A 17,544-nucleotide genomic window follows, 5' to 3' on the forward strand; every position below is an offset into this window, starting at 1 on the left:
AATAAAAAACCACCTTTAAATAAGGTGATTTTTTATTTTTAAAAGCATTATTAAGTTATTATTGATAATTATGATATCCTAACTTTTCAGAAATGTTTTTCCCTGCTGTTTTTAATAAATCGACTAAATTATTCATATTATTTTCATCAAAACGCACCACAGGTATTGAAATAGATATTCCGGCAATTATTTTACCGAATCGATTATAAATAGGGGCGGCAAGACAACGTAAACCTACTTCTTGCTCTTCATTATCTTCAGCATAATTTTTTTTACGAACATCTTCTAATTGTTCTAATAGCACAGCAACATTTTCTAATGTATTAGGTGTATTTTTTTTAAATTCAACGTTTTTTAATAAAACTTGAATTTCATCATTGCTTAAAGATGATAAAAGAATTTTGCCTATTGCAGTACTATAAACAGGGTTTCTTCTACCAATTCGCGAGTACATTCGCAAGCTGTATTCAGAATCAATCTTATGCAAATAGACAATTTCATGTCCGTCTAATGCTCCTAGATGTAATGTTTCATGAGTCAAGGAAGATATATGTAACATTTCTTTATTTGCCAGTGTAATTAAATCTGTATATTCCAGTGCTTTGGAACCTATTTCAAATAGTTTCAAAGTTAGGCTATATTTTTCAGACTCATCTTCCTGAACTACGATTCCCAAAGTTTTCATCGTTTGTAAAAAACGGTAGGTTGTACTTTTTGACATCATTAATCTTTGTGCAAGTTCAGTAATCCCTATGTCTTTTTGCTCAGATAAAGCCTCAATAATACCAAAAACTTTTAAGACCGATGAAACTGCTTCTAGTTGATTATCTTTACTGTTTACCATAGTTTTCTCCGACTAAAATTTAGTGCAGTTATCATATCATAAAATTATTTATTTTAATAAAATAAATAATAAAACATTGTTTCATTATTATTGATTTAGTTATTTTAAATATGTATTATGCTCATATTAATTTAATCATATTCATGTAATGAATAATTGTTCTACATTAGAGGAGATATCATATGAAATTATTTGATTTAACTGGAAAAGTAGCCATCGTTACAGGATGTAATACCGGACTTGGGCAAGGTATGGCTTTAGGGTTGGCGGAAGCTGGTTGTAACATTATTGGAATTAATTTAACAGAACCGTTAGAGACCAAACAAAAGATTGAGACTATCGGTCGTAAATTTATCAATATTGAAGCTAATCTTATGCAACAGGATAGGCTTGCTGAAATTGTGGAAAAAGCGACCGCTATTTTTGGAAAAATAGATATTTTAGTTAATAACGCAGGTATTATTCGTCGAGAAGATGCTATCGATTTTAGCGAGCAGAATTGGGATGATGTCATTAATATTAATTTGAAAACCGTATTTTTCCTTTCACAACTTGTTGCAAAACAATTTATAGCACAGGGCCATGGCGGCAAAATTATTAACGTTGCTTCAATGTTATCTTTCCAAGGTGGTATCCGTGTTCCATCATATACGGCATCAAAAAGTGCAGTAATGGGAATCACTAAAGCTATGGCAAACGAATGGGCAAAATACAATATTAACGTTAATGCGATTGCGCCGGGATATATGGCAACCGATAATACAGCTGCATTAAGAGCTGATGAGAAGCGTAGCCAAGAGATTTTAGATCGAATTCCTGCTGGTAGATGGGGACTTCCTAGTGATTTAGCTGGTCCTTGTACATTCTTAGCATCCTCTGCTAGTGATTATGTAAATGGTTATACTATTGCAGTAGATGGCGGATGGTTAGCGAGATAATTTTATTATTTAAATTATATTTATTCATAAGGTGTTAAAAATGAAAATCGCTCTAATAATGGAAAATAGTCAAGCATCTAAAAATGCTATTATTTTAAAAGAACTAAGAGAGTGTGTGGATCCTAAAGGTCATCAAGTTTTTAATGTTGGAATGACAGACGAAAATGATCATCATCTTACCTATATTCATTTGGGTATTATGGCTAGTATTTTGATTAATTCTAAATCCGTGGATTTTATTATTACAGGTTGTGGTACAGGACAAGGTGCAATGATGTCCTTAAATATTCATCCTGGCGTTGTATGCGGATATTGTCTAGATCCAACAGATGCCTTTTTATTCACTAAAATCAATAATGGGAATGCCTTGTCGCTCGCGTTTGCAAAAGGATTTGGTTGGGGAGCTGAACTAAATGTGCGCTATATCTTTGAAAAAGCATTTACTGGTGTTCGTGGAGAAGGATATCCTTTAGAAAGAAAGAAACCCCAAATTAGAAATGCCAATATTTTAAATCAAGTTAAAAAAGCAGTTATAAAAGATGATTATCTTGAAGTATTACAATCTATCGATACAGAATTACTAAAAGTTGCAGTAGGTAGTAAACAGTTTCAAGAATGCTTCTTTGCCCATTGTCAAGTACCAGAAATCGAACTTTTTGTCCGAAAATTACTATCGAACTAAAATAGTTTACTAATCGGTGACCAAGATGAAAAAACTAGCCCTTTTAGGGGAGTGTATGATAGAGCTGAACGGGGAGCCGTTTGGGCAAATGCGCCAAACTTATGGCGGCGATACGCTTAATACGGCAACCTATTTAGCACGTGTATCTACTCCCGAACAGATTCAAGTATGCTACGTGTCTGCCTTAGGAACGGATAAGCTGAGTCAAGGTATGTTAGCTTATTGGCAGGCAGACGGCATTGATACCCAATGGGTTTTAAAAGACGAGCAGCGTTCGCCGGGGTTATATTTAATTCAATTGGATAAGAAAGGCGAACGGACTTTCTTATATTGGCGCAATCAATCGGCCGCTCGTTATTTATTGCAACATTCGAATTTCCCTCAAGTATTAAGTGAGCTGGATTCGGTGGATATGATTTATTTAAGCGGCATTTCTTTAGTAATCCTGCCTGAAAATGATCGAAAGTTGTTGATTACCTCTTTAGCGAAGTTAAAACAAGCCGGTGTGGAAATTGCCTTTGACAGTAATTTCCGTCCGAAATTATGGGAAAGTCTTGAGCAAGCACAAGCCTGTTATCGTGAGTTATTGCCTTTAGTCGATGTCGCTTTAGTCACATTCGATGATGAGGAGATGTTATGGCAAGATGAAGACGAACAGCAGACTATTGCTCGTTTATCTGCTTATGGGATCGCTAAAATCATTGTTAAACAAGGTAGCCGCGGCGCAGTCGTATGTGAGCATCTGCAACAAACTTTTGTGCCTACGACACCGGTGGAACACGTTGTGGATACCACTTCGGCAGGGGATTCTTTCAATGCCGGATTTTTAGCCGGTTATTTACAAGGCAAGCCTTTAGCGGTGTGTTGCCGTCAAGGTAATCAATTAGCAGGTATAGTGATTCAGCACAAAGGCGCAATTATAGATAAATCGGCGACCGCTCATTTATTCGCCCAATTTAATGCTATGTAGTAAGGAAAAAAATGATGAAATATACAACAGAACAAATTATTGAAAAACTTCGTCAGTTAAAAGTCGTGCCGGTAATTGCGGTAGAACAAGCGGAAGATATTTTACCGTTAGTTAAGACGTTAGCGGAGAACGGTTTACCGGTGGCGGAGATTACTTTCCGCTCGGCTGCGGCGGAAGAAGCGATTCGCTTAGTACGCCAGCATTATCCGGACGTATTGATTGCCGCCGGTACGGTATTAACCGCCGAGCAAGTGGTCAAAGCGAAAAATGCCGGTGCGGATTTTGTCGTGACACCGGGCTTTAACCCGACTATCGTGAAACTGTGCCAAGATTTAGATTTTCCGATTACGCCGGGGGTAAACAATCCGATGTCGATTGAAGCGGCATTATCGTTAGGCATTGAAGCGGTCAAATTTTTCCCAGCGGAAGCCAGCGGCGGTGTGAAAATGATTAAAGCCTTACTCGGTCCTTATGGTAATCTGCAAATTATGCCGACCGGCGGTATCAGCCCGAGCAATATCAAGGACTACCTCGCCATTCCGAATATTGTGGCTTGCGGCGGCTCTTGGTTTGTCGAGAAATCTTTGATTCAAGCGAAGAATTGGGATGAAATCGGTAGATTGGTACGAGAAGCCATAGCACTAACCCACGCTTAATTACAAGCAAGCGGTTTGATTTTCTCTGCTTTTTGCAAAAAACGTGCAAAATCAGACCGCTTGAAAATAGCGTACTAAAAAAGAAAAAGTAATTTGAATCAGCCAGCCGATACTTATCGCAAAAAGTATAGTGCTGATCCCGAAAGTACCGCCGAGCAGAATACCGACCGCACAGGCTGAAACTTCTATTAATGTCCTCACTATACTGATTTTCCAACCGTAACGTAAACAGATTCCCACCATTAACCCGTCTCTAGGGCCAGCCCCCAATCGGCAGGAAAGATAAACCGCCGTACCGATACCGTATATGAGAATTGCGACTAACATATAGCTTACTCTATGAAAGAGCGTTTCGGGCTGTTCGAGAAAACGTACGGTAAGATCGGTAAATAATGCGATTAAAGCAATATTCAGTAATGTGCCTAAACCGAAACGTAATTTAAACGGAATCCAAAGTAATAACACGACAAAACTGATCAGCGCGATAGAGGTGCCGATAGAGATATCCAGCTGTAAGGCTAAGCCTTGCGATAATACCGTCCAAGGTGTTGCACCCAAATTCGCTAAGATCAGTAATCCTTCTGCGATGCCGATAAAAATCATCGTCAATGAAATAATTAAAATGGTATCAAAGCGCAGTTCCCATTGGTGCCGGGCAGACCAACGCATGAGCGGAATCGGTGATTTTTTTGACATAAATGCTCAATTGAGAAAAAACAAGTAATCATTATATCTATTTATATGATTTTAAATAGTAATAATGTGATCAACTTCTCAATTTCGAATATTCATAAGGTAAAATTTTAGAGATTTTTTGTGTAAAAAAAGGTATAGTTATGAAACTTTTTTAGATGGTGTTTTTTTCGGAAAACGACGTATTATTACTTTTCTTTTTGAGGTTTTTTCAAATGAGTGCGTTAAATAGTATCTTAGGTATTGTCGTACTGCTACTGATTGCCTTTGTATTATCAAATAATCGTAAAGCAATCAGTTTCCGTACGGTAATCGGAGCGTTAGTTCTACAAGTCGGTATCGGTGCGATCATCCTTTATTGGGAAACGGGTCGTAAAGGTTTATTAGCGGCAGCGGAAGGTGTGAGTAAAGTTATCAGCTACGGTAACGACGGTATCAGCTTCTTATTCGGCGGCTTGGTCAGCGACAAAATGTTTGAAGTGTTCGGCGGCGGCGGTTTCGTTTTCGCATTAAAAGTGCTTCCTCCGATTATCTTCTTCTCTGCGCTTATTTCCGTTCTTTACTATTTAGGTATCATGCAGATTGTGATTCGAATCCTCGGCGGTGCGTTACAAAAAGTATTAGGCACGTCAAAATCAGAATCGATGTCTGCGGCGGCGAATATTTTCGTCGGTCAAACAGAAGCGCCTCTTTTAGTTAAACCTTACATTAAATCAATGACTAACTCCGAGTTATTCGCGGTAATGTGCGGCGGTTTAGCCTCGGTTGCCGGTGCGGTAATGATTGGTTATGCAGGTATGGGCGTACCGCTTCCGTATTTAATTGCCGCATCGTTTATGGCGGCGCCGGGCGGTTTATTATTCGCTAAAATTCTTCATCCTCAATCAGAACAATTTAAAGACGAATTAAGCGATGACGACATTGAAGAAAAACCTTCGAATGTCATTGAAGCGGCGGCAGTCGGTGCCTTCTCCGGTATGCAATTGGCAATGAACGTCGGTGCAATGTTATTAGCATTTATCGCATTGATCGCAATGCTTAACGGCTTTATCGGTGGCGTATCTTCATTTATCGGTTATGAAAACGTAACGTTACAATCATTATTCGGTTATGTATTCCAACCTTTAGCATGGCTAATCGGTGTGCCTTGGGGAGCCGAATCGCAAGTAGCCGGTTCGTTAATCGGTCAGAAATTAATTTTAAATGAATTCGTCGCTTATGCCGATTTCGTGAATTACTTAAAACCGGAAGCGGCGGTTGCGTTAAGTCCGAAAACAATCGCTATCATCACTTTCTCACTATGTGGTTTTGCAAACTTAAGCTCAATCGCAATCTTAATCGGCGGTTTAGGCGGTATGGCGCCAAGTCGTCGTAGCGACGTAGCGCGTATGGGGGTGAAAGCTGTTGTTGCAGGTACGCTCTCCAACTTAATGAGTGCGGCGATTGCCGGTTTATTTATCGGTATCGGCGGCGCGGTAATGTAATCGCAATTGATTTATAGAAACACCACTGGAAACAGTGGTGTTGTCGTTTTAGAGCTAAGTAAACGTTTGCGCGTATGTATATCGTGCAAGCGGTCTAATTTTTCTATATTTTTACAAAAGTAAGAAGGGGGCTCGTATGAGTTTAAAAGATTCGGCGAAAATCGCTTTATCCTTAATGGATTTAACCACATTGAATGACAACGATACGGATGAGAAAGTTATTGCGCTTTGCCAACAAGGTAAGACGGAATTCGGTACGCCGGCAGCGGTATGCGTTTATCCGCGTTTTGTGCCGGTTGCTCGTAAAGCATTAAAAGCACAGGGAACCGAGCAAGTTAAGATTGCCACGGTAACCAATTTCCCGCATGGTAACGATGATATTGACATTGCAGTCGCAGAAACCAAAGCGGCGGTGGCTTACGGTGCCGATGAAGTGGATGTGGTCTTCCCTTACAAAGCATTAATGGCGGGTAACGAACAAATCGGCTTTGAATTGGTACAACAATGTAAGGTGGTTTGCCAAGCGTCAAACGTATTACTAAAAGTCATTATTGAAACCGGCGAACTGAAAACTGCCGAATTAATTCGTAAAGCGAGCGAAATTTCCATTAAAGCCGGCGCGGATTTTATTAAAACTTCAACAGGTAAAGTGCCGGTAAATGCAACGCTTGAATCTGCTCGTATTATGTTAGAAACCATTCGTGATTTAAAGGTAGCGGATAGAGTCGGCTTTAAAGCGGCGGGCGGCGTGAAAACAGCGGAAGAAGCGGCGCAATATTTAGCGCTTGCGCAAGAAATTTTAGGTCATGATTGGGTGAATGCGGATCATTTCCGTTTCGGCGCTTCAAGTTTACTAACGAATTTACTGGCGGCATTAAACGGACAAGCAAACCAAAAAGTCAGTGGCTACTAAGCAAGCGGTCTAAATTTATTAATTTTTTACAAACTATATCGTAATAGAGGAAAACAAAATGGCTACTCCACACATTAACGCACCGGAAGGTGCATTTGCTGACGTTGTATTAATGCCGGGCGATCCGCTTCGTGCAAAATATATTGCGGAAACATTTTTAGAAGATGCGGTACAAGTAACGGACGTGCGTAATATGTTCGGCTACACCGGTACTTATAAAGGTCGCCGTATTTCGGTCATGGGACACGGTATGGGGATTCCTTCTTGCTCAATTTATGCAAAAGAATTGATTACCGAATACGGTGTGAAAAAGATCATTCGCGTCGGTTCTTGCGGTGCGGTACGTCAAGATGTAAAAGTGCGTGATGTAATTATCGGTTCGGGTGCTTGCACCGATTCAAAAGTAAACCGTATCCGTTTTCGTGACAACGATTTTGCGGCAATTTCCGACTTTGATATGACCTTAGCGGCGGTACAAGCGGCAAAACAAAAAGGTATTGCGGCACGTGTCGGTAACTTATTCTCTGCGGACTTATTCTATACGCCGGATGTGGAAATGTTTGACGTAATGGAAAAATACGGCATTTTAGGCGTGGAAATGGAAGCGGCGGGCATTTATGCGGTAGCGGCGGAATACGATGCAAAAGCGTTAGCGATTTGTACCGTTTCAGACCATATCCGTACCGGTGAGCAAACTTCATCGGAAGAACGCCAATTAACCTTTAATGATATGATTACGATTGCATTAGAGTCCGTGTTAATCGGCGATAAAGCGGAATAAGCGGTCGATTTTCCGTATTACTTTACAAATCCTCTGAGCTGAAAATCTCGGAGGATTTTTTTGTCTAAAAATCAGACGAAAGCGATTGCTTTTGCACAAAATTTTGTAAAACTCACTTGAAAGCTGATAATCTGCCCCAATGTTGGTTATCATTGCACGCAATTCGGCGTGCGAAATTTTTTTACAAATAAATAATAGAAGGAAACAGACAATGACTCTTCGTCCATTACACGATAAAGTAATTTTAAAACGTGAAGAAGTGGAAACACGTTCTGCAGGCGGTATCGTTTTAACCGGTTCGGCAGCGACGAAATCTACGCGCGGTAAAGTAATTGCGGTTGGTACAGGTCGTTTATTAGAAAACGGTTCCGTACAAGCATTAGCGGTAAAAGTTGGTGATGTCGTTATCTTCAACGAAGGTTATGGGGTTAAATCAGAAAAAATTGACGGCGAAGAAGTGTTAATTCTTTCTGAAAACGATATTTTAGCTATCGTAGAGTAGTGATAAGCGGTCAGTTTTCACTAATTTTTTGCAAATTGAATAAATAATTTATAGGAAGAAAAAATGGCAGCAAAAGACGTTAAATTCGGTAATGACGCACGTGTAAAAATGTTAAAAGGCGTGAATATTTTAGCGGATGCGGTAAAAGTAACTTTAGGCCCAAAAGGTCGTAATGTCGTATTAGATAAAGCATACGGCGCACCAACCATCACTAAAGACGGCGTGTCGGTTGCACGTGAAATCGAATTGGAAGATAAATTCGAAAATATGGGCGCACAAATGGTAAAAGAAGTGGCGTCAAAAGCGAACGATGCGGCAGGTGACGGTACGACAACCGCAACTGTTCTTGCGCAAGCAATCGTAAACGAAGGCTTAAAAGCAGTAGCGGCAGGTATGAACCCGATGGATTTAAAACGCGGTATCGATAAAGCGGTTGTTGCTGTAGTGGAAGAATTAAAAGCGATTTCTAAACCGTGCGAAACTTCAAAAGAAATTGAGCAAGTAGGCACTATTTCAGCAAACTCTGATGAAACTGTAGGTAAATTAATTGCGCAAGCAATGGAAAAAGTCGGTAAAGAAGGCGTTATCACTGTTGAAGACGGTACAGGTTTAGATGATGCGTTAGATGTGGTAGAAGGTATGCAATTTGACCGTGGTTACCTTTCTCCATACTTTATCAATAAACCGGAAGCCGGTACGGTTGAATTAGAAAACCCATACATTATTTTAGTCGATAAAAAAATCAGCAACATTCGTGAAATCTTACCGGTATTAGAAGCGGTAGCAAAAGCAGGTAAACCGTTATTAATCGTAGCGGAAGATATCGAAGGCGAAGCGTTAGCAACATTAGTTGTGAATACAATGCGCGGTATCGTGAAAGTGGCTGCAGTAAAAGCACCGGGCTTTGGCGATCGTCGTAAAGCAATGTTACAAGATATTGCAATCTTAACCGCAGGTACCGTGATTTCGGAAGAAATCGGTATGGAACTTGAGAAAGCGACACTTGAAGAATTAGGTCAAGCAAAACGTGTTGTGATTACTAAAGACAATACAACCATTATTGACGGTATCGGTGACGAAGCGCAAATCAAAGCACGTGTAGCACAAATTCGCCAACAAATTGAAGATTCAACATCAGATTACGATAAAGAGAAACTTCAAGAGCGTGTCGCGAAATTAGCCGGCGGTGTTGCGGTAATTAAAGTTGGTGCGGCAACCGAAGTGGCGATGAAAGAGAAAAAAGATCGTGTTGATGATGCGTTACACGCAACTCGTGCGGCAGTTGAAGAAGGTATCGTACCGGGAGGCGGTGTTGCATTAGTGCGTGCGGCTTCTAAAGTTGCGGCTACTTTAACAGGTGATAACGAAGAGCAAAATGTCGGTATCAAACTTGCGCTTCGTGCGATGGAAGCACCGCTTCGCCAAATCGTGACTAACGCAGGCGAAGAAGCGTCCGTTGTGGCTCGTAATGTGAAAGACGGTAACGGTAACTACGGTTATAATGCCGGTACGGAACAATACGGCGATATGCTTGAGATGGGTATCTTAGATCCGACAAAAGTAACTCGTTCGGCATTACAATTCGCAGCATCAATTGCAGGTTTAATGATCACGACAGAATGTATGATCACAGATTTACCGAAAGAGGAAAAATTAGATCCGGCTGCAGCAATGGGCGGCATGGGTGGTATGGGCGGAATGATGTAATTCATCCCCCATTAGTTTGTTAATTAAGACCTCCGAGAAATTTCTCGGAGGTTTTTTTATATTATATCTCATCACATATTAGGCAAAATATGAAAAAAGGGCTAACTCTCGTTAGCCCTCAGTTCGTTTCATCAATCAATCATAATAAGAGAAAAGGATTATTTGCCGTAATAAGCTTTTGTCATTATCTCTTCCATATCTTCTACCATTGCAAGACGTGGATTTGCCGGAGTACATTGGTCTTCAAAGGCATTTAGTGCAAGCTCACGACGTGCGTCTAAGAACTCTTGTTCGTCAATACCTTGTTCACGTAAAGACATTTTAACACCACAACGTACTGCTAAATCATGTACCGCTTTAGCGTAAGATTCCACCGCTTCTTCAGGCGTTGTCGCCGGTAAACCTAAAATACGTGCGATGTCTTGGAAGCGTTTATCCGCAACATAGTTTGTGTATTTCGGCCAAGTTGCCACTTTAGTCGGGCGAGTACCGTTATAACGAATTACGTGCGGTAATAAAATCGCATTGGTACGGCCGTGAATTGTGTGGAATTTACCGCCGATTTTATGCGCCATTGAGTGACAAATACCTAAGAACGCATTTGCAAACGCCATACCTGCCATAGTTGAAGCATTGTGCATTTTCTCGCGAGCGACTTCATCAAATTCTTTCACGGATTTTTCTAAATTTTCGAATACCAGTTTAATTGCCTGTAACGCTAAACCGTCGGTGTAGTCGTTGGCAAGAATTGAAGTATAAGCCTCTGTTGCGTGAGTTAATACGTCTAAACCGGTATCCGCTGCAACATGAGCCGGCACTGACATCACTAATGCAGGATCTACAATCGCAATTGTCGGCGTGAGAGAGTAGTCGGCCAACGGATATTTAATATCACCGTCAGTAATGACCGCAAACGGCGTGACTTCGGAACCGGTACCGGATGTGGTCGGGATACCGACAAATTTCGCTTTACGACCTAATTGCGGGAATTTGAACGCACGTTTACGAATATCCATAAATTTCTGAACTAAATCACGGAAATCCACTTCCGGTTGTTCATAGAATAACCACATTACTTTTGCCGCATCCATCGGCGAGCCGCCGCCTAAGGCAATAATGGTATCCGGTTGGAAGCTACGCATAAGTTCCGTCCCGCGTTGTACGGTTTGTAAACTTGGATTCGGTTCAACATCGGTAAATAACTGAATCATCACTTTATTACGACGTTGGCGTAATTGGTCGGTAATTCTATCGACAAAACCGAGATCTACCATTGAGCGGTCGGTCACGATCATCACTTTTTCCGCATCTTTCATTGATTTGAGATATTGAATTGAATCACGCTCAAAGTAGATTTTTGATGGAACTTTAAACCATTGCATATTGTTTCTCCGTCTGCCCACACGTTTAATATTAATTAAGTTCACCGCACTTACGTTGTTACTTACGGAGTTTTTACCGTAAGAACCACAACCTAATGTGAGGGACGGAAGGAATGAGTTATACACGTCACCGATACCACCGAATGTTGATGGCGAGTTCCAAATTACACGAATCGCTTTAACGCGCTCGCCGAATGTTTTTGCTAATTCGACATTTTGTGTATGGATTGCCGCCGAGTGACCTAAACCGTAGAAATTTACCATCGCTTCGGCAAGTTCTAAACCGTGTTCGGTTGAATTCGATTTCAATAATGCAAGTACCGGTGATAATTTCTCACGAGTAAGCGGTTCGCCTTCACCGACAAACGCACATTCTGCAAGTAGGATGTTTGTTTTTGGTGGCACGCTAAAACCCGCTTGTTCGGCAATCCATGCCGCCGGTTTACCTACGACCGCCGCATTTAATTTTGCGCCGGCACAGTTTTCATCTTTGGCTTTATCCACACCGAAAATGAATTTTTCTAATAGCGCTTTTTCTTTTTTATTTACCAGATATACGCCGTAAGATTGCATTTCTTTCACGAAATCGGCATAGATTTCTTTATCGACAATCGCCGCTTGTTCGGATGCACAAATCATACCGTTGTCAAAAGATTTTGACATCACAATGTCGTAAACAGCTTGTTCTAGTTTAGCAGTTTTTTCCACATAAGCCGGTACGTTACCCGCCCCTACGCCTAATGCCGGTTTACCGCAAGAATATGCCGCTTCAACCATGGCATTCCCGCCGGTGGCAAGAATGGTTGCAATACCCGGATGTTTCATTAATGCGGAAGTACCTTCCATTGACGGGGTTTTAATCCATTGCACACAATTTTTCGGTGCGCCGGCAGCAACGGCGGCATCATATACAACTTGAGCGGCATGAGCGGAAGATTGTTGTGCGGAAGGGTGGAAAGCAAAAACGATTGGGTTACGAGTTTTGAGGGCGATTAACGCTTTGAAGATAGTGGTTGAGGTTGGGTTGGTTGTCGGAGTTATGCCGCATACGACACCGACAGGATCGGCAATTTCGGTAATACCCGTGACGTCATCTTCACTAATTATCCCCGCCGTTTTTAAATGTCGCATATTATTGACGACATATTCACAAGCAAATAGATTTTTAGTCGCTTTGTCTTCAAATACGCCCCGCTCCGTTTCTTCATAAGCGTGCATTGCCAGAACGCCATGTTTATCCAGTGCCGCCACAGAGGCTTTTGCAACGATGTAATCCACTTGTTCTTGGTTAAGCTGACGAAATTCTTCGAGAGCTTTTAAACCGTTTTCAACTAGCTGATTTACTTCGGTTTGAGCATCATATGGTTGTGCATTTTTTGCATTGTTAGCCATAGTTTGGTTCCTCTAAAGTTTCAAATTTCAAATTTTTTTAACTGATAAAATTATTACCTAAATATTTGTAGATTGCATTAAATTCATAACTCTTTAGAGGTGTTTTTGATTTATGTCAAATTTTATTTGGTGTAATAATTATCATAAATAAGTAGGCGGCTATCCAATGCATAATGTATTAACTTTACACAGAAATTTTGGCAGTTACAGGTAATTAATGGTAGGATAAGAACATTTATATAAGTACAACAAAATGATGAATTTACCTATGAAAGATACCTTACGTATTGCGACTCGCCAAAGTCCTCTTGCATTGTGGCAAGCAAATTTTGTAAAAGACGAATTAGAAAAACGTTTTCCGGAACTTTCTGTCGAATTAGTGACGATGGTTACTAAAGGCGATGTGATTTTAGATACCCCGTTAGCTAAAATCGGCGGAAAAGGGTTGTTTGTAAAAGAATTGGAATTGGCGCTTTTAGAAAACCGTGCGGATATTGCGGTGCATTCGATGAAAGACGTGCCGATGACCTTTCCGGAAGGTTTAGGTTTGGCGGTAATTTGTGAGCGAGAAGATCCGCGTGATGCGTTCGTTTCAAATAAATATCAAAATTTAGACGAATTACCTGCCAGAGCCGTTGTGGGGACATCCAGCTTACGTCGTCAGTGTCAATTGATGGCAAAATATCCGCATTTGGAAGTGAAATCTTTGCGTGGTAACGTTGGCACTCGTTTATCAAAATTGGATAACGGCGAATATGATGCGATTATTTTAGCGTCTGCCGGATTAATTCGTTTAGGAATGCCTGAGCGCATTCGTAGCTTTATTTCGGTCGAACAATCTTTGCCGGCGGCAGGACAAGGTGCGGTAGGAATTGAAACTCGAGTAAATGACGAGCGAGTGTTAAATTATCTTGCGACATTAAATCATAATCCGACCGCTTGTTGTGTCATCGCGGAGCGTGCGATGAATACCCGTTTGCAAGGCGGATGCCAAGTGCCGATTGGTGGTTTTGCAACCTTAAACGGCAATGAAATAACGTTAAACGCCTTGGTCGGTGCGCTGGACGGTTCGAGCATTATTCGAGCATCAGGAGTAGCGGATAGAGAAAATGCCGAGCAATTAGGTATTTCCGTGGCCGAACAACTTCTTGCACAAGGTGCGGATAAAATCCTTGCGGAAGTATATAAAGACGAATAAGAAATAAAATGAATGTGTTAATTACTCGCCCTGATCATCGTGGGCAGGAATTAGTTGAAATGTTGAATCAGCATCAGATTTTTGCGATTCATCAGCCGTTATTTACGATTGAAGCTGGGACGGAATTACCTCAGCTTCCGTCGGTTATGTCTCGTCTGAATACGGATGATTATGTATTTGCCGTTTCTAAACATGCCATTGATTTTGCCTCGGAAACGCTCGTACAGACAGGTTTTCAGTATCGTTCCGATTTAAAATATTTTGCGGTGGGAAGACAATCCGCAGCTTATTTTTCGACAAAAACAGCGTATCCTACGTATTATCCGATCTCTTCCGAGAATAGTGAGGGATTACTGGAATTACCTGAAATGCAGTGTTTAGAAGGAAAAAATATTCTCGTTTTACGAGCGGAGAAAGGGCGGGATTTTTTTGCGGAACAAGCGAGTTTGCGAGGAGCAAATGTCCAATATTTAGAGTGTTATCGTCGTAAATATGCGGAAGATAACATTACTGAAAAAATGAGTTTGTGTAAACGAGCCGGCATTGATAGTATTATCGTGACAAGTTCGGATATTTTAACCGCTTTATACGAACAAACGGCGGAACTCGATCGTCAGTGGTTGATTGAATGTCACTTAATCGTCGTTAGCTCTCGTATCGCTCAACTGGCGTATAAATTGGGTTGGAGTAGAAATAAGGTTCTACTGTCCGAAAAAGCGGATAATAATAGTCTGCTGGAAAGCGTATTGAAATTTATCGACAAATCTAACTAAGGTGGAAATATGTCAAAAGATAAACAGAACATTGAACAAACGGAAGATGTTGTTGAAGCGGTTACTGCCGTTGAGCAAGAAACTAATTCATCTAAGCAGGAATTTGTAGAAAATTCAGAAAAAGAGACCGCTTCTCAAGCAGATAAAGAGGATACGAAAGTGGAACAAAAGGCTGAAGAAAAAACGGTCGTCGTTCAAAAATCCGGCGGCAAAGGCATTGCTCTGTTGGCATTATTAGTTGCGATTGCAGTCGGCGGTGCGGGTCATTATTTGGCAAATCAGAAATTTACCGATGTAGAGCAACAAATCGCAAAACTGGCAGGGCAACAACCTGTTTCTTCTCCTCAAATAGAAATCCCGAATTTTGATGCGGAAAAAGCGCAAATTGCAGAACTGGGTTCTTCATATCAGAAAGCGTTGGAACGTATCGGCCAATTAGAACAAGAGCAATCGAATTACCTGAATCAAATTAACGGCTTGAAAACACAATTGCAAAAAGTAAGCGGCGTGCCTCAATCTGAATCGGTTGTTTGGAAATTATCCGATGCGGATTTTTTACTCAACAACGCATTACGCAAATTGGTTTTGGATAACGATATCGATACGGCTAAGAGCTTATTATCGGAAGCGGATAGCGTATTGTCACAAGTTTCCAATACGGAAGTTGCAAATGTACGCAGTGCGATTAAAAGTGATTTGAGCCAGTTAGCAAATGTGAATAACGTAGATCAGAATAGTTTGATGCAACGTTTAACCGCACTGGCAAATCGTTTGGATGATTTACCGATGATCGCTAATGAAGCTATTGAAGATACCGTAATGGAAAGCGGAGAAGTAAGCGATTCGATTGAAGATTGGCAAAAAAATATTGAAAAAAGCGCAAGTTCTTTCTTAGATCATTTTATTCGTGTAAGCGATCGTAATAAAGCGGATGAAAAAGCGTTTGTCGCACCGAATCAGGAAGTTTATTTACGTGAGAATATTCGTTTACGTTTACAGATTGCTATTCTTGCTATCCCGCGTCAGCAAAATGAATTGTATAAGCAATCGTTAGATGCGGTCGGTACTTGGATTAGAAGTTATTTTGAAACGCAAAACGAAAGTGTGAAAAGTTTCTTGAAAGAATTGGATGATTTAAGCGAACAATCTATTTATATTGATGCGCCTGATCGTCTTAAAAGTATTGAATTATTGGAACATCTCTTAAATAAAGTGCCTCAAACGGTAGAAAAAATTGAAATTAAAGCGGAAAAAGAATTAGCTCAACCGGCTACCGAAACAAAAGAGGAGCCGGTACCGCAACAACCCGTTCAGCCCCAAACTGAACAACCGTCTTCAGTTGCACAGTAAGGAGGATAGCGATGTTTAGAGTGCTTTTTTTAATGCTTTTATTACTGGCGAGTTTAATTGTCGGCCCTTATCTTTCCGGTAATCAAGGTTACGTTCGTATTGAAACCGATACGAAGGTAATCGAAATGAGCTTGGTAATGTTAGTAGTCTTCTTTGTGATTGCAATGGCGGTGGTTTATTCGATTGAAGTCATTATTAGTCGTTTTTGTCGCTTAAGCAAAGGCTCGTATAACTGGTTCTTTAACCGTAAACATAAAAAAGCCCAGCAAGAAACCTTAGAAGGGTTAATGCGAATGAGCGAAGGCGATTATTCTAAAGCGGAAAAATTATTTAGTAAGAATGCAAAACACGCGGACGAGCCCGTTTTAAATCTGATTAAAGCGGCCGAAGCAGCACAACAAGGCGGTGATGAATTCAATGCGAATAAATATTTAATTGAAGCGGCGGAATTAGCCGGACCGAATAATGTTGCGGTGGAATTAGCCCGAACCCGTATTTTAGTTCAACAAAATAAACTGCCGGCGGCTCGTAGTGCGATTGACAGTTTAATTGAATTAGCTCCTCGTAATACGGAAGTACTGCGCTTAGCGATTAACATTTATAAAGACTCGAAAGCATATAACGCTTTAGACGGTATTTTAGAAGATATTGGACAACGTAGTTTCCTTTCTGCAGAAGAGTACAATGCATTAACGCACTTTGTTGATGACGGTTTACTTGATGAAAAAATGAATGAGGAAGGACAAGACGGTTTATTGGCATGGTGGGAAAATCAACCGAGCCGTCGCCGTAAATCCATTTATGTTCGTACCGGTTTAGTCAAACGCTTAATTGATACCGATGATCATGAGTCCGCTCAAGAGATTGCACTGGAAACCGTGAAAAAATATGAAGATGATCAGTTGGTACCGCTACTTGAACAACTTACTCGTTTACAAGTTGCTGAAGAAAGTAAATTGGTAAAACTGTTGGTTAAGCGAGCGGATAAAGCCGATGCGCAATATACTGACGATTATGCAAGAGCGTTAGGTTATATCTATACCCGAGAAGGATTATTTGAGAAAGCGAAAAATTATTTCGCTCAATTGATCGAACATCGTGAGTGTGTTGCAAACGATAGAATTATGGCGCTTCACGTTGCGGAGCAAATCGGTGATGTGGAGTTGGCGAGTAAAATCCGCGAGCTTAATTTGAAACAAGTAAGTATGGATAAGAAAAGCGAACCTGAGCCGAATGTTGTGTTAATTGAAAAATCCGTATAATTCGGACGATGAAAAAG

16 protein-coding genes are annotated in these 17,544 nt (G+C 40.7%); 13 read left to right on the forward strand and 3 right to left on the reverse strand.

Going from position 1 to position 17,544, the window contains the following annotated elements; translation table 11 throughout:
• Positions 1 to 58: 58 nt before the first annotated feature.
• Positions 59 to 844, reverse strand: coding sequence for a DNA-binding transcriptional regulator KdgR (gene kdgR, locus DY200_RS01305; protein WP_115586620.1), 786 nt, complete (start codon positions 842 to 844; stop codon positions 59 to 61).
• A 182-nt stretch (positions 845 to 1,026) separates the two neighbouring features.
• On the opposite strand from kdgR, the gene kduD reads away from it, so the two are divergent.
• From kduD to DY200_RS01325, 4 genes are read left to right on the forward strand one after another with little or no spacing between them, the layout of a single operon-like run.
• The gene (gene kduD / locus DY200_RS01310; RefSeq protein WP_115586621.1) at positions 1,027 to 1,782 is read left to right on the forward strand and encodes a 2-dehydro-3-deoxy-D-gluconate 5-dehydrogenase KduD; all 756 of its coding nucleotides are present in this window, start codon (positions 1,027 to 1,029) and stop codon (positions 1,780 to 1,782) included.
• A gap of 40 nt (positions 1,783 to 1,822) precedes the next feature.
• Positions 1,823 to 2,464 carry an RpiB/LacA/LacB family sugar-phosphate isomerase gene (locus DY200_RS01315; protein ID WP_115586622.1) on the forward strand — a complete coding sequence of 214 codons (642 nt, stop codon included), beginning with the start codon at positions 1,823 to 1,825 and terminating at the stop codon, positions 2,462 to 2,464.
• Positions 2,465 to 2,489: 25 nt separating this feature from the next.
• Positions 2,490 to 3,434 carry a sugar kinase gene (locus DY200_RS01320; protein ID WP_115586623.1) on the forward strand — a complete coding sequence of 315 codons (945 nt, stop codon included), beginning with the start codon at positions 2,490 to 2,492 and terminating at the stop codon, positions 3,432 to 3,434.
• 14 nt (positions 3,435 to 3,448) lie between these two features.
• The gene (locus tag DY200_RS01325; RefSeq protein WP_115586624.1) at positions 3,449 to 4,090 is read left to right on the forward strand and encodes a bifunctional 4-hydroxy-2-oxoglutarate aldolase/2-dehydro-3-deoxy-phosphogluconate aldolase; all 642 of its coding nucleotides are present in this window, start codon (positions 3,449 to 3,451) and stop codon (positions 4,088 to 4,090) included.
• A gap of 51 nt (positions 4,091 to 4,141) precedes the next feature.
• Here DY200_RS01325 and yczE read toward each other — a convergent pair whose 3' ends face one another.
• Positions 4,142 to 4,786, reverse strand: coding sequence for a membrane protein YczE (gene yczE, locus DY200_RS01330; protein WP_115586625.1), 645 nt, complete (start codon positions 4,784 to 4,786; stop codon positions 4,142 to 4,144).
• A 212-nt stretch (positions 4,787 to 4,998) separates the two neighbouring features.
• Here yczE and DY200_RS01335 point away from each other — a divergent pair, with 212 nt between their 5' ends.
• From DY200_RS01335 to groL, 5 genes are all read left to right on the forward strand, one after another.
• On the forward strand, positions 4,999 to 6,267 hold the full coding sequence (locus tag DY200_RS01335; protein WP_005610291.1) for a NupC/NupG family nucleoside CNT transporter: 1,269 nt from the start codon (positions 4,999 to 5,001) through the stop codon (positions 6,265 to 6,267).
• A gap of 136 nt (positions 6,268 to 6,403) precedes the next feature.
• Positions 6,404 to 7,180 (forward strand): deoxyribose-phosphate aldolase, encoded by a 777-nt coding sequence (gene deoC / locus DY200_RS01340; RefSeq protein WP_115586626.1) that lies wholly within the window; start codon positions 6,404 to 6,406, stop codon positions 7,178 to 7,180.
• Between the two features lie 58 nt (positions 7,181 to 7,238).
• Complete coding sequence (gene deoD, locus DY200_RS01345; protein ID WP_115586627.1) at positions 7,239 to 7,961, forward strand: purine-nucleoside phosphorylase; 723 nt, start codon at positions 7,239 to 7,241, stop codon at positions 7,959 to 7,961.
• A 211-nt stretch (positions 7,962 to 8,172) separates the two neighbouring features.
• On the forward strand, positions 8,173 to 8,463 hold the full coding sequence (locus tag DY200_RS01350) for a co-chaperone GroES (protein WP_005597793.1): 291 nt from the start codon (positions 8,173 to 8,175) through the stop codon (positions 8,461 to 8,463).
• A 63-nt stretch (positions 8,464 to 8,526) separates the two neighbouring features.
• Positions 8,527 to 10,170, forward strand: a complete 1,644-nt coding sequence (groL, locus tag DY200_RS01355; protein WP_115586628.1) for a chaperonin GroEL — start codon at positions 8,527 to 8,529, stop codon at positions 10,168 to 10,170.
• A gap of 158 nt (positions 10,171 to 10,328) precedes the next feature.
• On the opposite strand, the gene adhE is transcribed toward groL, so the two are convergent.
• Positions 10,329 to 12,944, reverse strand: coding sequence for a bifunctional acetaldehyde-CoA/alcohol dehydrogenase (adhE, locus tag DY200_RS01360; RefSeq protein ID WP_115586629.1), 2,616 nt, complete (start codon positions 12,942 to 12,944; stop codon positions 10,329 to 10,331).
• Between the two features lie 268 nt (positions 12,945 to 13,212).
• Here adhE and hemC point away from each other — a divergent pair, with 268 nt between their 5' ends.
• The 4 genes from hemC to DY200_RS01380 are packed head-to-tail and all read left to right on the forward strand — an operon-like array spanning position 13,213 to position 17,527.
• Complete coding sequence (hemC, locus tag DY200_RS01365) at positions 13,213 to 14,142, forward strand: hydroxymethylbilane synthase (protein WP_115587956.1); 930 nt, start codon at positions 13,213 to 13,215, stop codon at positions 14,140 to 14,142.
• A gap of 8 nt (positions 14,143 to 14,150) precedes the next feature.
• Positions 14,151 to 14,915: a uroporphyrinogen-III synthase gene (locus DY200_RS01370; protein WP_115586630.1), complete on the forward strand. Its 765-nt coding sequence runs from the start codon at positions 14,151 to 14,153 to the stop codon at positions 14,913 to 14,915.
• Positions 14,916 to 14,924: 9 nt separating this feature from the next.
• Positions 14,925 to 16,265 carry a uroporphyrinogen-III C-methyltransferase gene (locus DY200_RS01375; protein ID WP_115586631.1) on the forward strand — a complete coding sequence of 447 codons (1,341 nt, stop codon included), beginning with the start codon at positions 14,925 to 14,927 and terminating at the stop codon, positions 16,263 to 16,265.
• Between the two features lie 11 nt (positions 16,266 to 16,276).
• Positions 16,277 to 17,527 carry a heme biosynthesis protein HemY gene (locus DY200_RS01380; RefSeq protein ID WP_115586632.1) on the forward strand — a complete coding sequence of 417 codons (1,251 nt, stop codon included), beginning with the start codon at positions 16,277 to 16,279 and terminating at the stop codon, positions 17,525 to 17,527.
• The last annotated feature ends 17 nt before the right edge of the window (positions 17,528 to 17,544 follow it).

Origin of the sequence: Actinobacillus lignieresii (assembly GCF_900444945.1) — a bacterium.
Classification (GTDB): domain Bacteria; phylum Pseudomonadota; class Gammaproteobacteria; order Enterobacterales; family Pasteurellaceae; genus Actinobacillus; species Actinobacillus lignieresii.

Coding starts and splice junctions, on each gene's coding strand:
- kdgR (WP_115586620.1), bottom strand. CDS start 844: ATGGTAAACAGTAAAGATAATCAACTAGAAGCAGTTTCATCGGTCTTA.
- kduD (WP_115586621.1), top strand. CDS start 1,027: ATGAAATTATTTGATTTAACTGGAAAAGTAGCCATCGTTACAGGATGT.
- DY200_RS01315 (WP_115586622.1), top strand. CDS start 1,823: ATGAAAATCGCTCTAATAATGGAAAATAGTCAAGCATCTAAAAATGCT.
- DY200_RS01320 (WP_115586623.1), top strand. CDS start 2,490: ATGAAAAAACTAGCCCTTTTAGGGGAGTGTATGATAGAGCTGAACGGG.
- DY200_RS01325 (WP_115586624.1), top strand. CDS start 3,449: ATGAAATATACAACAGAACAAATTATTGAAAAACTTCGTCAGTTAAAA.
- yczE (WP_115586625.1), bottom strand. CDS start 4,786: ATGTCAAAAAAATCACCGATTCCGCTCATGCGTTGGTCTGCCCGGCAC.
- DY200_RS01335 (WP_005610291.1), top strand. CDS start 4,999: ATGAGTGCGTTAAATAGTATCTTAGGTATTGTCGTACTGCTACTGATT.
- deoC (WP_115586626.1), top strand. CDS start 6,404: ATGAGTTTAAAAGATTCGGCGAAAATCGCTTTATCCTTAATGGATTTA.
- deoD (WP_115586627.1), top strand. CDS start 7,239: ATGGCTACTCCACACATTAACGCACCGGAAGGTGCATTTGCTGACGTT.
- DY200_RS01350 (WP_005597793.1), top strand. CDS start 8,173: ATGACTCTTCGTCCATTACACGATAAAGTAATTTTAAAACGTGAAGAA.
- groL (WP_115586628.1), top strand. CDS start 8,527: ATGGCAGCAAAAGACGTTAAATTCGGTAATGACGCACGTGTAAAAATG.
- adhE (WP_115586629.1), bottom strand. CDS start 12,944: ATGGCTAACAATGCAAAAAATGCACAACCATATGATGCTCAAACCGAA.
- hemC (WP_115587956.1), top strand. CDS start 13,213: ATGAAAGATACCTTACGTATTGCGACTCGCCAAAGTCCTCTTGCATTG.
- DY200_RS01370 (WP_115586630.1), top strand. CDS start 14,151: ATGAATGTGTTAATTACTCGCCCTGATCATCGTGGGCAGGAATTAGTT.
- DY200_RS01375 (WP_115586631.1), top strand. CDS start 14,925: ATGTCAAAAGATAAACAGAACATTGAACAAACGGAAGATGTTGTTGAA.
- DY200_RS01380 (WP_115586632.1), top strand. CDS start 16,277: ATGTTTAGAGTGCTTTTTTTAATGCTTTTATTACTGGCGAGTTTAATT.